Source organism: Pseudomonas sp. Irchel s3h17 (assembly GCF_900187505.1).
Taxonomy (GTDB): domain Bacteria; phylum Pseudomonadota; class Gammaproteobacteria; order Pseudomonadales; family Pseudomonadaceae; genus Aquipseudomonas.
In genome coordinates this window covers 1-19,632 of sequence record NZ_FYDL01000009.1, presented here as the reverse complement: position 1 = coordinate 19,632, position 19,632 = coordinate 1, and the positions used below count along the sequence as shown (strand labels likewise).

At 61.8% G+C, this 19,632-nt stretch carries 23 protein-coding genes; 8 read left to right on the top strand and 15 right to left on the bottom strand.

Annotation, left to right across the window (positions count from 1 at the left end; genetic code table 11):
- The first annotated feature begins 127 nt into the window (after positions 1-127).
- Positions 128-808: a response regulator gene (locus CKW25_RS14200; protein WP_095080083.1), complete on the top strand. Its 681-nt coding sequence runs from the start codon at positions 128-130 to the stop codon at positions 806-808.
- Positions 805-2,127 carry an ATP-binding protein gene (locus CKW25_RS14195; protein ID WP_095080082.1) on the top strand — a complete coding sequence of 441 codons (1,323 nt, stop codon included), beginning with the start codon at positions 805-807 and terminating at the stop codon, positions 2,125-2,127. Before CKW25_RS14200 ends, CKW25_RS14195 begins: the two co-directional genes overlap by 4 nt.
- Positions 2,128-2,264: 137 nt before the next feature.
- On the opposite strand, the gene CKW25_RS14190 is transcribed toward CKW25_RS14195, so the two are convergent.
- The 11 genes from CKW25_RS14190 to soxR form a co-directional block, all read right to left on the bottom strand.
- The gene (locus CKW25_RS14190) at positions 2,265-3,092 is read right to left on the bottom strand and encodes a bifunctional 2-polyprenyl-6-hydroxyphenol methylase/3-demethylubiquinol 3-O-methyltransferase UbiG (RefSeq protein WP_095080081.1); all 828 of its coding nucleotides are present in this window, start codon (positions 3,090-3,092) and stop codon (positions 2,265-2,267) included.
- A 124-nt stretch (positions 3,093-3,216) separates the two neighbouring features.
- Positions 3,217-4,176 carry a metal ABC transporter solute-binding protein, Zn/Mn family gene (locus CKW25_RS14185; RefSeq protein WP_371855182.1) on the bottom strand — a complete coding sequence of 320 codons (960 nt, stop codon included), beginning with the start codon at positions 4,174-4,176 and terminating at the stop codon, positions 3,217-3,219.
- 12 nt (positions 4,177-4,188) lie between these two features.
- Positions 4,189-5,088, bottom strand: coding sequence for a metal ABC transporter permease (locus tag CKW25_RS14180; protein ID WP_095080079.1), 900 nt, complete (start codon positions 5,086-5,088; stop codon positions 4,189-4,191).
- Positions 5,088-5,840 (bottom strand): metal ABC transporter ATP-binding protein, encoded by a 753-nt coding sequence (locus CKW25_RS14175; RefSeq protein ID WP_095080078.1) that lies wholly within the window; start codon positions 5,838-5,840, stop codon positions 5,088-5,090. Before CKW25_RS14175 ends, CKW25_RS14180 begins: the two co-directional genes overlap by 1 nt.
- Positions 5,837-6,775 (bottom strand): metal ABC transporter substrate-binding protein, encoded by a 939-nt coding sequence (locus CKW25_RS14170; protein WP_095080077.1) that lies wholly within the window; start codon positions 6,773-6,775, stop codon positions 5,837-5,839. Before CKW25_RS14170 ends, CKW25_RS14175 begins: the two co-directional genes overlap by 4 nt.
- Positions 6,776-6,810: 35 nt before the next feature.
- Positions 6,811-7,386, bottom strand: a complete 576-nt coding sequence (locus CKW25_RS14165; protein ID WP_095080076.1) for a DUF6162 family protein — start codon at positions 7,384-7,386, stop codon at positions 6,811-6,813.
- Positions 7,383-7,712 (bottom strand): hypothetical protein, encoded by a 330-nt coding sequence (locus CKW25_RS14160; RefSeq protein ID WP_095080394.1) that lies wholly within the window; start codon positions 7,710-7,712, stop codon positions 7,383-7,385. The genes CKW25_RS14165 and CKW25_RS14160 overlap by 4 nt, the downstream gene beginning before the upstream one ends.
- A gap of 14 nt (positions 7,713-7,726) precedes the next feature.
- Entirely contained in the window at positions 7,727-8,266 is a 540-nt protein-coding gene (locus CKW25_RS14155) for a thiamine pyrophosphate-binding protein (RefSeq protein WP_095080075.1), read from the bottom strand.
- On the bottom strand, positions 8,263-9,474 hold the full coding sequence (locus CKW25_RS14150) for a PepSY domain-containing protein (RefSeq protein WP_095080074.1): 1,212 nt from the start codon (positions 9,472-9,474) through the stop codon (positions 8,263-8,265). Before CKW25_RS14150 ends, CKW25_RS14155 begins: the two co-directional genes overlap by 4 nt.
- 261 nt (positions 9,475-9,735) lie before the next feature.
- Positions 9,736-10,194 carry a VOC family protein gene (locus CKW25_RS14145; RefSeq protein WP_095080073.1) on the bottom strand — a complete coding sequence of 153 codons (459 nt, stop codon included), beginning with the start codon at positions 10,192-10,194 and terminating at the stop codon, positions 9,736-9,738.
- Positions 10,195-10,324: 130 nt separating this feature from the next.
- On the bottom strand, positions 10,325-10,804 hold the full coding sequence (gene soxR / locus CKW25_RS14140; RefSeq protein WP_095080072.1) for a redox-sensitive transcriptional activator SoxR: 480 nt from the start codon (positions 10,802-10,804) through the stop codon (positions 10,325-10,327).
- 92 nt (positions 10,805-10,896) lie between these two features.
- Here soxR and CKW25_RS14135 point away from each other — a divergent pair, with 92 nt between their 5' ends.
- The 5 genes from CKW25_RS14135 (at position 10,897) to CKW25_RS14115 (ending at position 15,596) form a co-directional block, all read left to right on the top strand.
- On the top strand, positions 10,897-11,262 hold the full coding sequence (locus CKW25_RS14135; protein ID WP_095080071.1) for an antibiotic biosynthesis monooxygenase: 366 nt from the start codon (positions 10,897-10,899) through the stop codon (positions 11,260-11,262).
- Between the two features lie 118 nt (positions 11,263-11,380).
- Entirely contained in the window at positions 11,381-11,650 is a 270-nt protein-coding gene (locus tag CKW25_RS14130) for a hypothetical protein (protein ID WP_095080070.1), read from the top strand.
- Between the two features lie 96 nt (positions 11,651-11,746).
- Entirely contained in the window at positions 11,747-12,361 is a 615-nt protein-coding gene (locus CKW25_RS14125) for a LysE family translocator (RefSeq protein ID WP_095080069.1), read from the top strand.
- 199 nt (positions 12,362-12,560) lie between these two features.
- Positions 12,561-13,730: a cysteine desulfurase family protein gene (locus CKW25_RS14120; protein WP_095080068.1), complete on the top strand. Its 1,170-nt coding sequence runs from the start codon at positions 12,561-12,563 to the stop codon at positions 13,728-13,730.
- 57 nt (positions 13,731-13,787) lie between these two features.
- Entirely contained in the window at positions 13,788-15,596 is a 1,809-nt protein-coding gene (locus CKW25_RS14115; protein ID WP_095080067.1) for an aminopeptidase P family protein, read from the top strand.
- A 51-nt stretch (positions 15,597-15,647) separates the two neighbouring features.
- Here CKW25_RS14115 and CKW25_RS14110 read toward each other — a convergent pair whose 3' ends face one another.
- Both CKW25_RS14110 and CKW25_RS14105 read right to left on the bottom strand, forming a co-directional pair.
- Entirely contained in the window at positions 15,648-16,238 is a 591-nt protein-coding gene (locus tag CKW25_RS14110) for a 2-hydroxychromene-2-carboxylate isomerase (protein WP_095080066.1), read from the bottom strand.
- A gap of 37 nt (positions 16,239-16,275) precedes the next feature.
- Positions 16,276-17,016 (bottom strand): SDR family oxidoreductase, encoded by a 741-nt coding sequence (locus CKW25_RS14105; protein ID WP_095080065.1) that lies wholly within the window; start codon positions 17,014-17,016, stop codon positions 16,276-16,278.
- A 91-nt stretch (positions 17,017-17,107) separates the two neighbouring features.
- On the opposite strand from CKW25_RS14105, the gene CKW25_RS14100 reads away from it, so the two are divergent.
- Positions 17,108-17,674, top strand: a complete 567-nt coding sequence (locus CKW25_RS14100; protein WP_095080064.1) for a TetR/AcrR family transcriptional regulator — start codon at positions 17,108-17,110, stop codon at positions 17,672-17,674.
- Positions 17,675-17,688: 14 nt separating this feature from the next.
- Here CKW25_RS14100 and CKW25_RS14095 read toward each other — a convergent pair whose 3' ends face one another.
- Both CKW25_RS14095 and rhtA read right to left on the bottom strand, forming a co-directional pair.
- The gene (locus tag CKW25_RS14095) at positions 17,689-17,970 is read right to left on the bottom strand and encodes a hypothetical protein (protein WP_095080063.1); all 282 of its coding nucleotides are present in this window, start codon (positions 17,968-17,970) and stop codon (positions 17,689-17,691) included.
- Positions 17,971-18,133: 163 nt separating this feature from the next.
- Entirely contained in the window at positions 18,134-19,021 is an 888-nt protein-coding gene (gene rhtA / locus CKW25_RS14090; RefSeq protein WP_095080062.1) for a threonine/homoserine exporter RhtA, read from the bottom strand.
- Positions 19,022-19,632: the final 611 nt, after the last annotated feature.

Below are 19,632 nucleotides of genomic sequence, written 5' to 3'. Positions count from 1 at the left end.
GGGTGCACCATGAAGGATCACGATTAACCGATGATTAACCGCGTTATCCTTGTGGCGATGACAGCTGGGGCATAATGTCCGCTTAATCCGGCGCCTTCTTAATCAACACTTTTCTACAGGTCCCACCATGCATGTACTTGTCTGTGAAGACGATGAGCTGATCGCCAGCGGCATTGTTGCCGGCCTTACGGCCCAGGGCATGACCGTGGAACATGTGGCCACGGCGTCGGCTGCCCGGGCGATGCTCAAGGTCGCCGAGTTCGAGGTGATGGTACTCGACCTGGGGTTGCCCGACGAAGACGGTTTGAAACTGCTTCAGCAACTGCGCCAGCAAGGCCTGGAGATTCCGGTGCTGATTCTCACCGCCCGCGACTCGGTCACCGACCGTGTCGATGGCCTGCAAGCCGGTGCCGATGACTACCTGCTCAAGCCCTTCGACTTGCGTGAGCTGGCCGCGCGCCTGCACACCCTGTTGCGTCGGGTCGCGGGTCGCAGCGTCAACCTGATCGAACACGGGGCCCTGACCTACGACCCCAGCAGCCGGGAAACCTTGTTGGCTGGTCAATCGGTGGACCTGTCGCGCCGCGAGCAATCGCTGTTGCAGGCCTTGCTGCACAACCGTGGCCGGGTGCTGTCCACCGAGCAACTCAAGGACAGCGTGTACGGCTTCAACGATGAACTGGAAAGCAACGCCCTCAATGTTCATATCCATCACCTGCGGCGCAAGCTCGGCAATGGCATTGTCGAAACCGTGCGAGGGCTGGGTTATCGCCTGGGGCCGGCGGACGCTGGAGAGCAATCGAAGTGATGAGTTTGCGCGTGCGCCTGAGCCTGACCCTCGGCGCGGCTTTCGCGATGATCTGGGCATTGGCCGCGGCCTGGATGCTCAGCGACCTGCGTAACCAGATGATGTTCTCCCTCGATCAGCGGCTGGTGGCGTCGGCGCGCATGGTGGCGGGGCTGCTGGAGCAGCTGCCGCCCTTGCCGAGCAAGGGCGAGGGCACCCACTTCAGTGCCGAACAGTTGAATGTACCTGGGGGGATGGCCTGTCAGGTCAGCTCGCTGCGCGGCGAAATCCTGGCCCGCAGTCATGCGACGCCCGAGCAAACCCTGGAAGCGGAAAAACTGGGCTTCCACGATCAGATGATCGACGGCGCCCGTTGGCGCAGCTTCACCCTGGCCCGCGGCGACCTGCGCATCACCACGGCCGACCGGCAAGTGGAGCGCGAAGCGTTGAACCTGTCGATACTGCTGGCGGCGTCGGTGCCGGTGGGCGTGGCCTTGCTCGGCTGCCTGTGCCTGCTGTGGCTGGGCATCGGCCAGGGGCTGGCGCCACTCAACCGTATGCGCGATGCCTTGATGCGTCGCAGCGCCGATTCCCTTGAACCCCTGCAGATCCAGCCGTTGCCCAGTGAATTGCAGCCGTTGCTGGAAACCCAGAACCAACTGTTCCAGCGCATTGGCAAGACCATCGAGCGCGAGCGTCGGCTGACCGGTGACGCGGCCCACGAACTGCGCAGCCCGTTGACGGCCATCAAGACCCATCTGCAAGTGGCCCGCATGACCGACGGGGCGGCCCGTGACCAGTCCCTGGCCCGTGCCGAGGAGGGCGCCGACCGCTTGCACCGGACCCTTGAGCAACTGTTGTTGCTGGCTCGGGTCGAGGGCAGCCTGTCGTTCGACGATGGCGTGCAGTGCAGCGCCGAACAGGTCGCCCGCCTGGCGATTCAGGACGCGGCGAGTGGCGACCGCAGCCGGATCAAGCTGCACCTGCCGGCCAGCTACTCCCAGGCACCGGTACAGATGCCCGCGGTGTTGTCGATTGCCGCGCTGCGCAACCTGCTCGACAACGCTTTGCGCCACACGCCGGCGGATGCGGCCGTGGAACTGAGCCTGGAAACCACCGGCAATCGCGTGCGCTTCAAGGTGCGCGACCACGGCCCGGGGATTGCCGAAGAGGACCTGCAGCACTTGACTCAACGCTTCTGGCGCAACGGTTCGAGCACCGGTTGTGGCCTGGGCCTGGCGATTGTCCAGGCGATCGTCCAGCGCTGCGGTTGCGTGCTGCATTTCGAGAGTCGTGATGACGGCTTGCGGGTTGAACTGACCATGCCGTTGCAGACCTGACACTGTTCAAAGGAACAGGGATGCCGGACATATGCCCCGTTGTAGGAGCACGCTCGCTCCTGCAACGGTGGTTTCATCGCCTCAACTGAACGGCATTACCGTGGCGAGGCAGTGGATTTCGTGTCCGCCACCGGGCTTCAGGTGCCCCGTTTGACGGCCTGCAAGGTGTAGGTCAACGGCAGGCGCCACGGTGCTTCCTTGAGACGGTACTCCCCGTTGGCGTCGCTGACCATCTGGCCCGGCAGGGCATCCCAGGGAATGCTTTGATGCTCGACCAGGCCGGTGATGTCCAGCCCGTGGGCGAGCAATGCGCTGATGATTTCCCCCAGCCCGTGGTTCCATTCATGGGTCACCGTCGCCTTGAGCGAGACATCGGTTTCGACATAGGTGCGGTCGTCGTCCCACACCTGTGGCGCCTCACGCTCGAAATACGGCAGTTCGACAGACAGGGCGTGTTCGCAGTCTTCATTGAGCGCCCACAGCATCGGGTGGCCCTCGCGGATGAACAACCGTCCTCCAGGCTTGAGCAGTTCGCTGACGGTGCGTGCCCAGGCGTCGATGCTCGGTAGCCAGCACAGGGCGCCAATGCCGGTGTACACCAGATCGAATGCCGCTAGGGGCAACACCTCGGTGGCGTGATAAAGCTCGGATTCAACATAGGTGATGGGCACGCCGCATTGCTGCGCCAGGGCGCGGGCCTGAGCCAGGGCGGCCGGTGAGAAGTCGAGCCCGGTCATCTGTGCGCCCAGTCGGGCCAGTGAAAGGGTGTCGGTACCAATATGGCACTGCAGGTGCACGCCGCGCAGTCCGGAGATATCCCCCAGCAGTGGCAGGTCGAACCGCACGACATCGGACAGATGCCGGGGGGCGTCGATAAAGGCGGCGGTCGCGTATTCCGCTGAGGCGGCATGCAGTGGTGCGCGCTCGTCCCAGTTGGCCTTGTTCAGTGCGATGGAGTCACTCATGGCTTAGTCCCTCTCCCTGTCTGTTCGCGTCATGCGCAGGGCAAGCTAGCATGGGGGGCTGCCTGGTTTCTTGAGGGACTTTGTAAGCGCGGCCCGGTAGGGCCGCGACTTCAGGCGGGAGGTTTCAGGACCGGCTTTTCAGCGCCTGGAGCACTTGATCAATGTTGCCGGACAGCTCGGCCACCGGATCGGCACCGTCGGTCTGCAGCACCAGCAACCGGCTGCCCCCCGCGGTAATGGCAGCCTTCAGTGCCGCCGATGGCGGGCGGTGATGCAGCACCACCGCTACATCGTTGTCCTTGAGGGTTGCGCTCAACTGTTGCAGGGTTTCGGCTGTCCACTCGTTGTCGGCGCGGGTGTCGAGGCCGACCGGTTCCAGGTTGAGGCCGCTGACCAGGTAGGTGAAGTGATCGCTGAGGCTGAACGTGCTGAGGTTGTCGATGTCGGCCAGCTGCGCTTCGCTGTCTGCGCTGAGTTTGAGCAGGCGTTGCTTGAGGGTTGCCAGGTTGCTCTCGATCCTCGGCTTGGCCTCGGGAGCCAGGCGTACCAGGTCGGCGGCAATCACGTCGGCCATGCGCCCCATGTTGTTGCTGGCCATCCAGGGTTGGCTGTTCAGCCCGTCGACATTGCCCGGCTGCAAGGCAACGCCCGGCAAGGCACCGTCCACCGGGCGCGCGGCATCGATTTCGACGATACGGATATTGCTGCGTCGGGCGTTCGGGTACAGCGGGTCGTCTGGCCACAACGAGCGCAGGCCGATCACCGCGTCCGCTTGCTGCGACAAGGTGTGCAGGGCCGCTGCACCCCGTCCGGAGAAGTACGCGGCTTGCCGTGAGCCCGGAAGATTGGCGGGCGCCGCACGTTCCAGCGCGATGTCGGTGCCCTCGGTCAGGCGGGCGGCCAGGCCATGGGTGATCGGCAGCGAGGCCAGTACCTGTACGGTGCGGGCCGCGGTTGCGGCATGCAGCACGGTGTTGCCAATGCCATTGGTGGCCGTCAGGCGCATCGGTTCGAAGCGGTCGGTGGCGAAGGTGCTGGTGCTTGCCAGGCCGCACAGGGCCAGGGTCAAGGTCAGCTGGCGCATGGAAAATGACATTTATCCAATATTCCCTTTGAGGCTGGGGACCACGCCACGGGCGATGGCGGCGAGGGCGAAGGCGATACCGGCCGTCAGAATGATCGCGGCACCTGACGGGATCGGCAGGTCGAAGACGATCGGCGCCAGAATCCCGCACAGGGTACTGACGGTGGCGATGAGCACCGAACACCAGAAGAAGCCCTTGAGCGATTGACTCAGCAGGCGTGCCGCGGCCGCCGGAATCACCAGCAGCGCGCCCACCAGGATGGCGCCGATGACTTTCACGGCGGCCACGGTGATCAGCGTGACCAGGACCACGAACAGGTAGTCGAGGGTCTTGACCGCAACGCCGCGCACGGCCGCCAGTTGCGGGTTGAAACTGGCCAGCATGATGCGGTTGTACAGCGGCAGGCTCAGGCCCATCACCAGTGAACCGACGATGGCCAGTACCAGCAGGTCATTGCCGTTGACCGTGAGCACCGAGCCGAACAGTACGTTCTCCAGAATGTGCACGTTGATCTTGCCGGCCAGAATCAGCAGCAGGCTGGCGCCCAGGGCCAATGACACCGAGAGGAAGACCCCGATCAGGGTATCGGGCGCCAGGCCCGTGCGGTTGCGCAGGTAGTTGAGCAGGATGCCGAACAGCAGGCAGTAGCCGAACAGGCTGCCATAAGGGCCGGTGTAGGGTTCGCCCAGCAGAATGCCGATGGCTACGCCGGTCAATGCCGCATGGCCGACCGCTTCGGAGAAAAACGCAAAGCGCTTGACCACCACCAGCGTGCCCAGGCCGCCCAGTACCGGGCCGATCAACAACCCGGCGAGCAATGCGTTGACCACAAACCCGTAGGCCAGCGCTTCGGGCAGGTAACCCGAAGAGGCCCAGCCCTGGACCATCAAGCGAAAGGCTTCGTAACTCATCACGCGGCGCTCCCGGCGGTTCGTGGGTGGGTGGAGAACAGGCTCAGCAAGCGTTCCGGGGTCAACGCCTGTTTCGGCGTGGCGTCAAACAGTACGCGGCGATTGAGCCCGGTGACGCGATCGGCAAGACGGCCTACGGCTTCCAGGTCGTGCTCGATCCACAGCACGGTGATCCCGGCCTGGCGCCAATCGGCCAGCAGGCGTTCGAACACCTGGATCCCCGCTTCATCGAGGGCCGACATCGGCTCGTCGAGCACCAGCAGCTGCGGTGCCGGGATCAACCCCTGGGCCAACAGCACACGCTGGCGCTCGCCACCGGACAGCGCCCCCATGCGGCGTTTGCGCTTGTCCTGCATGCCGACCCGTTCCAGCGCTTCGCCGATGGCTGCGCTGTAGTGCCGGCTGATGCCCAGGAACGCCGGACGGCGCTGGCACATGGCGGCCATGAAGTCGTCGACGGTGAGGGGCAAGCCGCGATCGAACTCCAGGGCTTGCGGTACGTAGCCGATGGTGCCTGGCTCGCCCGGCCATTCCAGGCTCAGAAGGCCCTGATGGGGCATTTGCCCGAGCAGGGTCTTGATCAGCGAGCTTTTGCCGCCGCCGTTGGGGCCGACCAATGCATGCACGTTGCCGGGTTGCACCTGGAAGCTCACCTGGTCGAGGATCGTCGTGCGCCCGAGTGTCAGACTGACATCGTTGAAGTTCAGGGCCGGGCCAACATGTTGTGCGTTCAGGATTTGCCGGGCCGTCATGCGCCAGCCTCCTGAATGGCCCGGACCACGGTGTTGAGGTTGCCGGTCATTTCCTTTTCATATTTGTCGGCGCTGTAGTCACCGTAGGAAATGTGCGACAGCGGGTAGAGCCTGACCCCGGATTCACGCTGGATGGTGTCGACGTAGGCGGACGGAAAGTCCATCTCCGAGAAGATTACCTTCACATCCAGCTCACGCAGTTGGTCGATGGTTTTCTTCAGTTGGCTCGGGCTGGGCTCGATGCCGTGGGCCGGCTCGACCACGGCGGTCACTTCCAGGCCGAACTCGCGCAGCAGGTAGTCGTAGGCGGCATGGACGGTGGCCACCCGCAGGTCGGCGTTGGGCGCCGTGGTCAGCCTGGCCAGGGCGTCGGCGCGCATCTGCCGCAGGCGTTTGCCGTAGGCGCGGGCGTTCTGGGTGTAGGCCTTGGCGTTATCCGGGTCGAGCTTGCCCAGCTCCCGGGCGATGTTGTTGACCTGGGCAATGGAGGCGCTGATCGACAGGAAGGTGTGAGGGTTCACCACCTTGCCCGCGCCGCGCGCCGCCACGCCGGTGGCAGCCAGCAACGGCACGTTTTCGTTGGCCTCGATCACCGTGACGTTCGGGGTTTCGCTGGCGGCGATCATGCGGTCGGCAAAGTCGTCATGGCCGACACCGTTGAGCACGATCACGTCCAGGCCGGCGATGCGCTTGATGTCCTCGGCGCGAGGCTCGTAGGCGTGAGGGTTGAAGCCTGCCGGAATCAGCGGCACCACGTCGGCCTTGTCGCCGACAATATTGGTCACGTAGCTGTAATACGGATGCAGCGTAATGCCGATGCGCAGGCGCTTGGCCTGATCGGCACTGGCCAGTGGCACGATCAAGACGGCCAGCAGGCCGACGAGCAGGCGCTGGGCAATGGACAGCAAAGGATAACGTTGAGATGAACTAGGCATGGGCAAGCGGTCTTCTCTCGGGTGAATGCGCAAAATCAGTGCCGATGCTGGCGGGTGACGCCGGCATCGAATTGGGCGACGATCTGTTGCCAGCCCGCGCTGATGAGCGTGGCATCGGCCAGGTCGGAGGGGGCGGTGAGGCTGGCGCTACGGTTGAGCCAGATGTCCGGCTCGCCCTCATCGTCAGCGCTCAGGCGCATCAGAAACGAACCGGCCACGCTCGGCGTCTGGCTGTGACCGAAGTAGGCGCCGGATACCAGCATTTGCCAGGCATGAGCGCCGCGGCTGAGCGAACTGGCGTCCTGGGCGAAGGGGGCAAAACCTTCATCGGCAAGGGTTTGCGGGGAGGGCGGGGTGTGCTGTTCTTCGCGCAGCAGGTGGATCTCGTCGAGGGTTACCCGCAGGTCGGCGTAGATGCCTTGTTCGGAGGCACTGAGGTCGCGTCGGGCGTCCAGTTGATGGCGTTCGATGCTGCTGACCGCTTGCGTCTCGCCGCGCCAGAGCACCACCGACGCGGCAACCGTCAGGATCGCCAGGCACAAGAGCAGTACATAAAGGGTTTCATGGCCGGCACCGGCCGGGCGGACTACCTGTGTCGTCGGGTTGCTCATGGGGCCTCGATATCCGCTTGGTCGATCTCGACCACGTGGCCTGGACCTGCGTCGAACAGGACGTAGAACTCGGCCCCCGGTTTTTTGAAGGTCAGGGTCGAGTCGGTGCCCAGCTTGCCCGGTACCAGGATGGTTTCGTCGTAGCCGATGACATCCAGGGTGACGCCGGGGGCGCCGCTGCCATCGGAGAAGCCACCGGTGCAGCGAATTTGTTCGGCATCGATGGCCTTGCACTCGCACATCGGGTTGTGAGCCAGCGCCTGGGCGCTGAAGCCCACGCTGAGTGCCAGGGTGAGAGCGCTGCCGATCAGGCGTACAGCGGTCATGGGGTGGGCGCTCTTCATGGTTTGCCTCCTTGTTTGTTCAGCCAGGCGAGGGTGGCCGGGGACGCCTTGCTCAGTGGCACGGCTGCCTGGTGCAGGCTGCCGTCCCAGCCTTCCATGGTGATCCAGATTTCAGCGTCGGCGCGGGTCTTCTCCGGGACCGGCAGCATGGCGCCCATGCGGTAGGGCGTACCGAAGAAGATCACCCCGGCGGCGCGCAGGCTGCGGGGTTTGCCGATGCGCAGGTAGGTGGCCTTGACCTGCTCGGCGCAGGTCTTGCACAGCGCAGCGTTGAAGCTCTTCATGTAGCCGGCCGGGCCGGACATTTCCGGCGCGGCATTGCGCAACTCGGCCAGGCGCAGGCTCCAGGGGCCGACCTGGACCTCACCGATTTCACGCTCGCCCAACCCGCTGTCGCCGCGAAACAGCGCGACGTCGGCGAAGTACTTGGGCATGAACCCCAGTGGAATCAGGATCAGCAGGACATTGATGTGAAAGCGCCACTTGTGCCAGAGCTGGCTCAGGCGCGACGGTGCTGCTGCGGTGACGTTGCTCACAGGCTGCCCTCCGGCGTGTCGATGTGCATGGCGGGAACCGGCTGCCCGGCCCTGGCGGGACGCGCGGTCTTGTTACTGCGCTTGAGGGCATTGGCGGTGGCCAGGGCCGTGCGTTTGGTCCAGATCAGCAGGCCACTGAGGACCATCATGCTCAACACCAGGCCGAAGAAGAACCAGATCAGCTTGATCCACAGCCCGCCGAAATCACCGGTGTGCAAGGGCCGCATGGACTCGGTGACAAACTCGAGGCCGGTGCGGTCCGACAACAGGCGCGAGGCGTCGATGTCGCCGTTGTAGGGGTTGATCGTTGCGGTCTGGAACATCAGCGGGTACCAGCCACGGCCACCGATGGTCAGGTGGCTGTAGGCGTTGGATGGCAGGCTGACGAAGCTGGCTTCCAGCCCCGGGATTTTCTCCTGGGCAATCAGGATGGCGTTGTCCAGGTCGATCATTTTCGCTGGCGTACCGCTCGGTGACAGCGGCACGCTCTCCCGGGCCACCACCGGGATCACCGGTTCGCTGGATATGGAAATGTGGAAGTCGGACAGCAGCGCCTGGATCAGGAACCAGACGCCGGTGATGGAAATCACCGCGATGAACCAGATCGACCAGATGCCACTGAGGCGGTGGAAGTCTCCCCAGAAAATCCGCGTGCCGTGGCGAACCCGTAGCGTGGGCTTGAAGAAGCCTTTCCAGAATTTCTTGTACACCACCAGCCCGGTGATCAGGGACACCAGCAACGGAATAGCCAGGAACGACACCAGGTACCAGCCCCAGCTGAAACCGTTGGTGAACGGCACCAGCCACCAGCCATGCAATGCGCGGGTGAAGGCCTGGAAGTTGAAGTCCGGGCTGATCCCTTGAATCACCCCGGTATAGGGGTTGACGTAGACCGTGACTGATCGCCCGTCGGGGTAGCTGACATCAGCCGACAGGGCGAAGTGCGATTCATCGGGGCGGCTGATGGACTCGACAAGGGTGTCTGGTTCGGCCTTCTTGATGGCGGCGATGAGCTGGTCATAGCTGAGCAGTTCGGCGTCGTCGGACGGCTGGCTGGCACGGATGTCCGGATTGGCCAGCCAGACAATCTCCTGGCTGACCACCGCCAGGGTGCCGGTGACGCAGACGATCAGGACAAAGAACCAGATGGGCAACGCGAGCCAGCTGTGCACCAGGAACCAGAGTTTGGAGCGGGACTTCTTCGACATGAATGGGGGTCTTTAATCGATGAGAGGAGCGGTGCCCGAGCACCGTGATTCCCGAAAAAGCTGGCCGTGGCTTTTGCCTACGAGGCCGCTGCATCTCATTAAGACGAATGAGAATCATAAATCCAGAAGGGCGATGTGAAAGCAAATGTTTCAGGGTGGGGCTGCGGTTGACGCGCAGGCCTGCGGGAGCCGGCTGGCGCCGAGGCGATGAGGGTCGATACGCCGTCTTCGCTGGCCAGCCGGTTCCTGCAGGGGAGGGGATTATTGCGGGGTGAACATTTCCTTGGCTCGCTGCTCGATCTGTTCCTGGGTCAAGTCCTCCTTGTGGGTCGCCAGAAACCACAGGTGACCAAAGGGGTCTTTCAGGGTCCCCGAGCGGTCGCCATAGAACTGGTCCTTCACTTCTGAAACCACGATACCGCCGGCCTCGATCGCTTGGGTGTAGCTAGCATCAACATCCTCGACATATAAATGCAGGCCAACGGAAGGTGAATTGTCGGGGTTGCTCAGCGGACCTTGATCACACGGCGTGCCGAGCATGATCGCGCAGTCGCCGATACGCAGTTCGGCATGGCCGATACTGCCATCGGGCATTGCCAGGCGCATGATTTCCGTGGCGCCGAAGGCTTTCTTGTAGAACTCGATGGCTTCAGCGGCTTTCTGGATGCCCAGATAGGGGGTGATGCTTCGATAACCCTCGGGAATGGGTTTGACACTCATGACCGTTCTCCCTGTTTTCGTTGATGGGGTGGTGCAAGTCCTTCGCCGGTTTCCGGTCGGATAACTATAGGCCAGCCTGTTCAACCTCTCCGAGAGGCCGACGGACTGCAGTATGGCCATTAAAGGGCTATCAGTCATGCCACTGCTGATCAGTCGTTCCCGGCGCCAGCAATTGTGCCCCCGCGCCTTGTTCGCCGAGCACATCCCCGTAGTTGCGTAGCGGGCAGGCCTCCATCGACAGGCAGCCGCAACCGATGCAGCCGTTGAGCTTGTCGCGCAGCAAGGTCAGCTGAGTGATTCGCTCATTCAGGTCCTTGCTCCATTGCGCGGACAGCTGTTTCCAGTCCGTGGCCGTCGGAGCCCGGTGATCCGGGAGGGACTTGAGTGCCCGGCCGATCTCCGCCAAGGGGATGCCCAGGCGCTGGGCAACCTTGATCAGTGCCACCCGTCGCAGTACTTCGCGAGGATAGCGCCGTTGATTGCCCTGATTGCGGTTGCTCTTGATCAACCCCTTGGACTCGTAGAAGTGCAGGGCTGTGACCGCTACGCCGCTGCGTTCGGCCAATTGGCCGACGCTCAACTCTTTGTGCAGGTTTTCCTTGATCGTCATTTCAATTGCCGCTTGACCTTTACTTAAGTAGAGGTTTTATCCTGCCGACCTTTCATTCGCAAGTCGCGACTTACGTGCCAGGGGGAATCCTCATGCAACCAGTAGAGAGAAATTGCAGTTTTACCCAACTGATCGAGTTCGAGATCGAACCCCATCAACAGCCAGGATTGGTCTCGGCGCTGTCTGCACAGACCGAACATCTGGCCCAGCACTACCAGGGTTTTCTCAGTGCCAGCGTGCAGGCCAGCGATGACGGCCGGCGCGTGCTCAATTACCTGCAATGGCAATCGCGCGAAGCAGGTGAGGCGGCGTTTCGCGGTTTCGAGAGCGGTGAACAGGATTTCTGGCAACTGATCCGCGCCCATCAGGCCAAGGGCGTCACCTTTGGCTCCTTCCAGGTGCTGCGCAGCATCGAACGCAGCGCAGACAATGCGTTGCAGTGCAGCCTGGTGAACTGAACCGTGGAAAGACGGCAGTGCGCTCAATAATGACTATCGAGGACGATGATTTTTCTCCCGAAAGGGGCGGGGGTAGCCTGTGTCCATTGTTTCAGGCCAGCTCCCGGGAATCGCCCTCATGCACGTTTTGCTCGTTTCTTCGTTGTTGTTGATGACCTCGGTGTTCGCCGGTTGTGCCAGCCAGTCCGCGCCCGAGTTGCGCCCCTACACCGCCGAGGAAAGCCGGGAGCTGGCATTGGAAACCCTGAATCGCCGTGGATTGTCGTTTGATGAATACCAGGCCAAAAAAGCCGAACTGCTTGGCCAACCGCAAAAGACCTTCGGCTTCGACCAGCACGGTGAGATGAACGCCGAGCGGGGCGTGACGCTTCACGGTCGTTCCAGTTGAGGCACTGTACTGCTCGAAGTTTTACCCAACTGTCCATGGGCGGCAGACCGCGGCTGCGATAGGGTCGGTATCTGACTGACACCGACGGAATGCGCCATGACGCTCTCACTGGATTTACTGCTGGGCTTTGCCCTGTTCGCCCTGGTAACGTCGATTACCCCTGGCCCGAATAACACGATGCTGCTGGCCTCGGGGGTCAATTTCGGGTTTAACCGCTCGATTCCGCACATGCTTGGCATTACCTGCGGTTTCTTCAGCCTGGTGCTGGCGGTCGGGTTCGGCCTGGGCGCTGTGTTCCAGACTTACCCTTTGCTTTACAGCGTGCTGCGTTTTATCGGCGCGGCCTATTTGCTGTACCTGGCGTGGAAAATCGCCCACTCGGGGCCGGTGTCCGACACCGGGCACGATCAGGCCCGGCCGATCAGTTACCTGGGGGCCGCGGCGTTTCAGTGGGTCAATCCCAAGGCCTGGATCATGGCCATTGGTGCCATCAGTACCTACACCCCCTTGCAGGGCTACTTCACCAACGTGATCGTCATCGCCGCCGTGTTCGCCTTGATCAACCTGCCCAGTGTCAGTCTCTGGGTGGTGTGCGGCAGTCTGTTGCGCAATGTCCTGCGTGATCGCCGCTGGCTGCGGGTGTTCAACTGGGGCATGGCGCTGTTGCTGGTGGCCTCGTTGTACCCGATGCTGCAGGAGAGCTTCAGCTGACGGGTGCTTCGACCGGATGTCCGATGCCTGTTAAGCTCGACTTCAGGAGCGTTCCTACGCACTTTTAAATGAAGTTGTCTTTCTTTAACGGCATCCGATCAGGTATTGCTGAGTGCCTGCCATTCGCGCGCTACCCTGAGCGTGGCGCGGCAATGCCAGCCCATGCACCTGATCCCGGAACCAGCTCTGCGAGTCTTTTATGAATAAGCGTCCTTTGTATTTCGATTACGCCGCCACCACGCCGGTGGATGAGCGGGTCATCCAGGTGATGGTCGACTGTCTGGGGTTCAGCGGCAACTTCGGCAACCCGGCGTCCAGCTCCCACGCGTTTGGCCAGCAGGCCCGCCTCTCGGTCGAGCATGCCCGGCAGCAAGTCGCCGATCTGGTGGGGGCGCAGGCGCAACAGATCGTCTGGACCTCCGGCGCCACCGAATCGAACAATCTCGCCCTCAAGGGCGTGGCCCAGGCCCGGGGGCAGGCCGGCGGGCACATCATTACCAGCCAGATCGAGCACAAGGCGATCCTCGACACTGCACGGCAATTGCAGGAGACCGGTGTTGAAGTCACCTACCTGCTGCCGGATGCCGAAGGGCTGATCACCGCCCAAGCGGTCAGCGAAGCGCTGCGCGACGACACCTTCCTGGTATCGCTGATGCTGGTCAACAACGAACTGGGCACCGTCAACGACATCCCGGCCATTGGCCAGCGGGTGCGCGAGCACGGTGCGTTGTTCCATGTCGATGCGGCGCAGGGTGCGGGCAAAGTGGCGATTGACCTGGCCCAGTGGCCGGTCGACCTGATGTCGTTTTCCGCGCACAAGGTCTATGGTCCCAAGGGGATCGGCGCGCTCTACGTTGGTCCGCGCGCCCAGCAGCGCTTGCAGGCACAGATCCATGGCGGAGGACATGAGGGGGGCTTGCGCTCCGGAACCCTGGCCACCCATCAGATCGCGGCCATGGGCGCAGCCTTCGCCCTGGCGGCCGAGCACTTTGCCGAGGAGGGGGCTACCATCACCCGGCTGCACGAACGTTTGCTTGAGCAGCTCGACGGGATTGCCGGCCTGCGTTTGAACGGCAGCCCGACGCAACGCATTCCCCATACCCTGAGCCTGACCTTCAACGAGGGCGAGTTCAATTCACAGCTCTTGAGTGCTTCGATTGCCTTCTCGGCCACGTCGGCCTGCAATTCGGCAAACAATGTGCCGTCCCATGTGCTCTTGGCACTGGGCCACGACGCACGGGCGGCCGGGCGGACGATTCGCTTGAGCCTGGGACGTTTCACCACCGAGCAGGACATTGATCAGGCGGCACAGTTGATCAAGGCAGCAAGCGCCAGTGCACCGGCGTTCTGGGCTACCGCCCAACCCTGATGCGCCGATCAGAAGTCAGCGCTCTATAACAATATCAAGTGGTTAGCAGGAGACATGATGAGTACGCAGCCTTTGACCCAAGGAACGGTTCCCCAGCGCCTGGCGCTCACCCGCGAGCTGATGAGCCGGGAGGGCATTCACGCCCTGCTGGTGCCGTCGGCCGACCCGCACCTGTCGGAGTACCTGCCGGGTTACTGGCAGGGGCGTCAGTGGTTGTCGGGCTTTCATGGCTCGGTCGGTACGCTGATCGTCACTCAGGCATTCGCCGGCGTCTGGGCCGACAGTCGTTACTGGGAGCAGGCGACCAAGGAACTCAAGGGCAGCGGCATCGAACTGGTCAAGCTGCAACCGGGGCAGCCTGGCCCGCTGGAGTGGCTGGCCGAGCAAACCCCGGAAGGTGGCGTGGTCGCGGTGGATGGTGCGGTGATGGCCGTGGCTTCGGCGCGCACCCTGGGCAGCAAGCTTGAAGAGCGTGGTGCCCGGCTGCGTACCGATATCGACCTGTTGAATGAGGCCTGGAACGATCGCCCGAGCCTGCCGGATCAACCGATCTACCCGCACTTGCCACCACAGGCGACTGTGAGTCGCGGTGAAAAGCTCGCCAAATTGCGTGAAGCCCTGAAAACGCGCGGTGCCGATTGGCACTTCATCGCCACCCTCGACGACATCGCCTGGCTGTTCAACCTGCGTGGCGGCGACGTGTCGTTCAACCCGGTGTTCGTGTCCTTTGCGCTGATCAACCAGGAGCAGGCCACGCTGTTTGTCGCATTGAGCAAAGTGGATGCGTCCTTGCGCGCGGTCCTCGAAGAAGACGGCGTCACCCTGCGTGACTACGAGGAAGTGGCCCAGGCCCTGGCAGCGGTGCCCAACGGTGCAAGCCTGCAAGTCGACCCGGCGCGGGTGACGGCCGGACTGCTGGGGAACCTGGGCAGTGGGGTGAAGCTGGTTGAAGGCTTGAACCCGACCACCCTGGCCAAGTCGCAGAAAAGCCTCGCCGATGCCGAGCACATTCGCCGGGCCATGGAGCAGGACGGCGCAGCACTGTGCGAGTTTTTCACTTGGCTGGACGACGCCCTGGGGCGTGAGCGCATCACCGAACTGACCATTGACGAACACCTGACGGCTGCCCGTACCCGTCGTCCGGGTTATGTGTCGCTGAGTTTCAACACCATTGCGGCCTACAATGCCAACGGTGCGATGCCGCACTACCACGCTACCGAAGACGAACATGCGGTGATCGAGGGCGACGGCCTGTTGCTGATCGACTCCGGCGGTCAATACCTGGGTGGCACCACCGACATTACGCGCATGGCCCCGGTGGGCACGCCTACCGCAGAGCAGAAGCGTGACTGCACGCGGGTACTCAAGGGTGTGATTGCCTTGTCCCGCGCCCAGTTCCCGCGCGGCATTCTCTCGCCGTTGCTCGATTCGATTGCTCGGGCACCGATCTGGGCCGAAAGCGTTGATTACGGCCATGGCACCGGGCATGGCGTCGGTTACTTCCTGAACGTTCACGAAGGCCCGCAAGTCATTGCCTATCAAGCCGCGGCAGCGCCGCAAACCGCGATGCAACCGGGGATGATCACCTCGATCGAGCCGGGTACTTATCGTCCGGGGCGCTGGGGGGTGAGGATCGAGAACCTGGTGTTGAACCGTGAGGCGGGCAGCAGCGAGTTCGGTGAATTCCTCAAGTTCGAAACCCTGACCCTGTGCCCGATCGACACCCGCTGCCTGGAGACTTCATTGCTGACCCAGGATGAGCGCGAGTGGTTCAACGACTATCACGCACAAGTCCGTGAGCGCCTGAGCCCTCTGCTCGATGGTGCTGCCCTGGCCTGGCTGAACACCCGCACTGCCGCTATCTGACTCAAGCGTGCGCCGTCGGCCAGGGCTGCCGGCGCACAGCTTGACCCAGACTTAGCTCAACGCCTCGCGAACGAAGTCCAGTCGGTCCTGACCGAAGAACAACTGGTCATCGACGAACATGCTTGGCGCACCAAACACTCCCCGCCTGATCGCTTGCTCGGTGTTGTCCTTGAGGGCAGCCTTGACGTCTTCGTCCGCCGTCAACGCCAGCACGGTGTCGGGATCAAAGCCGTGTTCGCTGAGCACGGCGGCGACGGTTGCCGGATCATTGAGATTGCGGCCATCGACCCAGATCGCCTGGAACAGGCAATCGATGAAATCGAGGAACCGCTCGGGCTGTTGCCGCTGGATGCCGGTGACGGCACGCATGAGCAGCAAGGTATTGATGGGGAAGTGTGGGTTGAGTCTGAACGGTACGCCGTAGCGCCTGGCGTACCGCGCCAGGTCCTGGAACATGTAGCGTCCCTTGGCCGGGATCGTCGCCGGCGAGGCGTTGCCGGTGGCTTTGAACACGCCTCCCAGCAACATCGGCTGGTAGATCAGTTGGCAGCCGGTTTGTTCGCAGAGGCTCGGCAGTTGGGTATAGGCCAGGTAAGTGGCGGGGCTGCCGAGGTCGAAGTAGAACTCCAGGGTTTTGCTCATGTTCGATACGCTCTGATTATTGTTCTGGGGGGCGTGCTTACCAGCGTTCATTCCAGGGGCGCAGGTCCAGTTCGAAGGTCCAGGCATCCCGCGGCTGACTGTGCAGGTACCAGTAGTTTTCGGCAATGTGCGCGGGGTCAAGAATGCCGTCCTGGTCCTTGAGCGCATATTTGTCCGGGAAGCTCTCACGGATAAAGTCAGTGTCGATGGCGCCATCGACCACCACATGGGCGACATGGATGTTCATGGGCCCCAACTCCCGCGCCATGCTTTGGGCCAGGGCACGGATACCATGCTTGGCGCCGGCGAACGCGGCAAACCCGGCGGCGCCCCGCAGGCCGGCAGTGGCCCCGGTGAACAGAATCGTGCCGCGTTGGCGGGTCGCCATGCGCTTGGCCACTTCACGGGCGTTCAGAAAACCCGAGAAGCAAGCCATTTCCCAGATCTTGAAGTACTTGCGGGCTGTTTCCTCAAGGATGCTGCACGGCACATTGGCACCAATGTTAAAGACGAAGGCCTCGATCGGGCCGATCTGGCTTTCGATCTGTTCCACCAGCGCGATCACGTCTTCTTCCTTGCGGGCATCGCATGCAAAGCCGTGGGCCTCGCCACCGTTGGCCTTGATGGCATCGACCAATGGTTGCAGCTTGTCGGCGCTGCGACGGGTGACACAGGCAATCAGGCCTTCCTGCGCAAAACGCTTGGCAATGGCGCCGCCGGTGGCATCGCCGGCCCCGACAACCAGTACGACTTTCTTGTTGTTGATAGCAGTGGTCATAGTGATCGCTCTTTGGTAAACGGTCGTTAACTAAACGAACGTTATGCTACGATTGCGAGTACGTCAAGGTGATGGAAGTTCGGGGAAAAGCATGCGCTACTCAGCCAGTCACAAACTGGAAACCAGGCAGAAACTGCTGGAAAGCAGCTCGGTATCGGCCAAGACCGAAGGTTTCAGCACCGTGGGTGTCGATGGCTTGATGAAAGCCATCGGGCTCAGCGGCGGGGCGTTCTACAGCCACTTCGCCTCCAAGGACGAGCTTTTCGTATCGATCGTCGAGCGCGAGTTGCGTCACAGCCTTGAGCGATTGAGTGGCGAGGGGGACTTGAGTCGAGACAGGCTAGAGCGTTGTCTCAAGCACTACCTGAGCATGGCCCATGTCGAGCAGCCCGGGACCGGGTGTGCACTGCCCGCATTGGGGGCCGAGATTGCACGCTCCGATGTCCGCGTTCGCCAGGAAGCGGAGCAGTGGATATGTCGATTGCACAAAAGCTGGGCGGCTGTTCTGGAGAGCGACAGTCTGGCCTGGGCCATCCTGTCGCAATGTGTCGGGGCACTGGTGGTTGCGCGGATGCTGGTGAGTCCTGAGGTCCAGCGCAGCGTATTGCAGTCAGGCTACGAGGAAATCGGACTGCAGATAGCCACTCGAAAAGCCTGACCGGAATGTACGGATTACTTGCAGATGATAATCATGCTGCGGCTGGTATATCCGGCAGGGTTCAAGCCAAACGGATAATCGCCCGGGTCCTCGACACTGTCACCGGACTTGGCGATTACCTTGTAGCCTTTTGGTCCGCACGCGTGGACGGCGGTTGCGTCGCACTTGTCCCAGGAGGACGAAAGGCCGGAACAGTTGATGTGAAGGCCTTTTTTTCCACGCTTAACTTCGGTTTTAGAGGTCGCGGCACATCCGGCAATGGCAAGTACTGCAACAAGTACCAAAAATCGTTTCATTCCTTTCCCTAATACGGTCTCGGGTCTGGCACCCAAGCCTGACAGCGTGCGCTTTCATTTCTTGTCGATGACATCCCTACCCGAGCTGTCGATATCCTATGTCGAGTCGGGGCTAAAATGGCCTAATTGAGCGCTAAATACCAGACCTTCGTAAGAATGAAACTTAGTCTGCCGGCACCAGCGGCTTGGATTCGCTGCGCATGGTCATGGTTGCGCCCACGGAGGCGAGGATGATGCAGGTAATGGCCATCCACTGCGCCAGGGACAGGTACTCGTGCAGGAACAGCAGCCCGGACAAGGCGCCGACAGCGGGCTCGATGCTCATCAGCGTGCCAAAGGTGCGTGCGGGCATGCGGGTGAGGGCGACCATTTCGAGGGTATAAGGAAGGGCGGTGGACAGAATCGCCACGCCAAGCGCGATGGGAATCAGCGACGGCGTCAGTAACGCAGCACCGGCATGGGCAATTCCGAACGGTGTAACGAAGAGAGTGGCAATCATCACCCCGAGCGCGGCGGTCTGCACGCCATTGTCTGCCCCGGCCTTCTGGCCGAAGAGAATGTACAACGCCCAGCAGACGCCGGCTGCGAGTGCGTAACCGGCACCCACGAGGTCAATGCTCGCGCTTGCCGCGTCCGTCGGGATAAGCAGCAGCAAGCCGACGATCGCCAGGCCGATCCACATGAAGTCGATGGCCTTGCGTGAGGCATAGATCGCCACTGCCAGGGGGCCGGTGAACTCCAGTGCAACGGCGATACCCAGGGGCACGGTTTGCAGCGACATATAGAAGAGGAGGTTCATGCCACCCAGCGCCACCCCGTAGACAATCACGGTGCGCAATGAGCTGGCCGTGAGCCTGGCTTTCCAGGGGCGCAGCAGCAGGACCATGATCACACTGGCGAAGACCAGTCGCAGGGTCGTCGTTCCTTCGGCGCCCACGACCGGGAACATGCTTTTGGCCAGGGACGCGCCGGACTGAATCGACGCCATGGCTATTAATAGCAGGCCGACCGGGAGCAGAGTCGAAGCCAGGCTGCGGGGGTGGTCATTCATTGCGTGGAGTCTTCCAGAATCAGGAGGCGAGAGAGCATACGTGTGGCACATCATGCTCAACTAATATGGATTGAGCAATATACTGCGCAGTCTTTGTGCGAGTAGTGCCTGTTCAGCCAGGTTTTCAGGGCTTTGGCGGCTTTCTGATAGAAATCCTGAATTAGCAGTTGACGGCGAATTTTATCTGTCTATAATTCGCCCCACTTCCGGCGCAGTCGAAACGGAAAACTCCTTGGTAAACAAAGAGTTACGCAGTTTTCGGCAGCAGGTTGCTTCAGGTCATCGAAGCCAGAAGGAAGTTGAAAAAGAGGTGTTGACAGCAGCGTGTAACGCTGTAGAATTCGCCTCCCGCTGACGAGAGATCGAAAGCGCAAGTGGTTGAAGTTACAAAGGATTATTTGAAAACTTCTGAAAATAACCGCTTGACAGCAACAGAGGCTGCTGTAGAATGCGCCCCTCGGTTGAGACGAAAGATCTTAACCAGCCGCTCTTTAACAACTGAATCAAGCAATTCGTGTGGGTGCTTGTGCAGTCAGACTGATAGTCAACAAGATTATCAGCATCACAAGTTACTCCGCGAGAAATCAAAGATGTAACCAACGATTGCTGAG

What these genes read in the sequence shown, in the direction of transcription:
- CKW25_RS14145 (WP_095080073.1), bottom strand. Translation starts at nt 10,194, where the DNA reads ATGAGTGTCAAACCCATTCCCGAGGGTTATCGAAGCATCACCCCCTAT.
- CKW25_RS14165 (WP_095080076.1), bottom strand. Translation starts at nt 7,386, where the DNA reads ATGAGCAACCCGACGACACAGGTAGTCCGCCCGGCCGGTGCCGGCCAT.
- CKW25_RS14200 (WP_095080083.1), top strand. Translation starts at nt 128, where the DNA reads ATGCATGTACTTGTCTGTGAAGACGATGAGCTGATCGCCAGCGGCATT.
- CKW25_RS14190 (WP_095080081.1), bottom strand. Translation starts at nt 3,092, where the DNA reads ATGAGTGACTCCATCGCACTGAACAAGGCCAACTGGGACGAGCGCGCA.
- CKW25_RS14160 (WP_095080394.1), bottom strand. Translation starts at nt 7,712, where the DNA reads ATGACCGCTGTACGCCTGATCGGCAGCGCTCTCACCCTGGCACTCAGC.
- CKW25_RS14175 (WP_095080078.1), bottom strand. Translation starts at nt 5,840, where the DNA reads ATGACGGCCCGGCAAATCCTGAACGCACAACATGTTGGCCCGGCCCTG.
- CKW25_RS14100 (WP_095080064.1), top strand. Translation starts at nt 17,108, where the DNA reads ATGCGCTACTCAGCCAGTCACAAACTGGAAACCAGGCAGAAACTGCTG.
- soxR (WP_095080072.1), bottom strand. Translation starts at nt 10,804, where the DNA reads ATGACGATCAAGGAAAACCTGCACAAAGAGTTGAGCGTCGGCCAATTG.
- CKW25_RS14185 (WP_371855182.1), bottom strand. Translation starts at nt 4,176, where the DNA reads ATGCGCCAGCTGACCTTGACCCTGGCCCTGTGCGGCCTGGCAAGCACC.
- CKW25_RS14135 (WP_095080071.1), top strand. Translation starts at nt 10,897, where the DNA reads ATGCAACCAGTAGAGAGAAATTGCAGTTTTACCCAACTGATCGAGTTC.
- CKW25_RS14150 (WP_095080074.1), bottom strand. Translation starts at nt 9,474, where the DNA reads ATGTCGAAGAAGTCCCGCTCCAAACTCTGGTTCCTGGTGCACAGCTGG.
- CKW25_RS14110 (WP_095080066.1), bottom strand. Translation starts at nt 16,238, where the DNA reads ATGAGCAAAACCCTGGAGTTCTACTTCGACCTCGGCAGCCCCGCCACT.
- CKW25_RS14095 (WP_095080063.1), bottom strand. Translation starts at nt 17,970, where the DNA reads ATGAAACGATTTTTGGTACTTGTTGCAGTACTTGCCATTGCCGGATGT.
- CKW25_RS14130 (WP_095080070.1), top strand. Translation starts at nt 11,381, where the DNA reads ATGCACGTTTTGCTCGTTTCTTCGTTGTTGTTGATGACCTCGGTGTTC.
- CKW25_RS14105 (WP_095080065.1), bottom strand. Translation starts at nt 17,016, where the DNA reads ATGACCACTGCTATCAACAACAAGAAAGTCGTACTGGTTGTCGGGGCC.
- CKW25_RS14170 (WP_095080077.1), bottom strand. Translation starts at nt 6,775, where the DNA reads ATGCCTAGTTCATCTCAACGTTATCCTTTGCTGTCCATTGCCCAGCGC.
- CKW25_RS14120 (WP_095080068.1), top strand. Translation starts at nt 12,561, where the DNA reads ATGAATAAGCGTCCTTTGTATTTCGATTACGCCGCCACCACGCCGGTG.
- CKW25_RS14115 (WP_095080067.1), top strand. Translation starts at nt 13,788, where the DNA reads ATGAGTACGCAGCCTTTGACCCAAGGAACGGTTCCCCAGCGCCTGGCG.
- rhtA (WP_095080062.1), bottom strand. Translation starts at nt 19,021, where the DNA reads ATGAATGACCACCCCCGCAGCCTGGCTTCGACTCTGCTCCCGGTCGGC.
- CKW25_RS14125 (WP_095080069.1), top strand. Translation starts at nt 11,747, where the DNA reads ATGACGCTCTCACTGGATTTACTGCTGGGCTTTGCCCTGTTCGCCCTG.
- CKW25_RS14180 (WP_095080079.1), bottom strand. Translation starts at nt 5,088, where the DNA reads ATGAGTTACGAAGCCTTTCGCTTGATGGTCCAGGGCTGGGCCTCTTCG.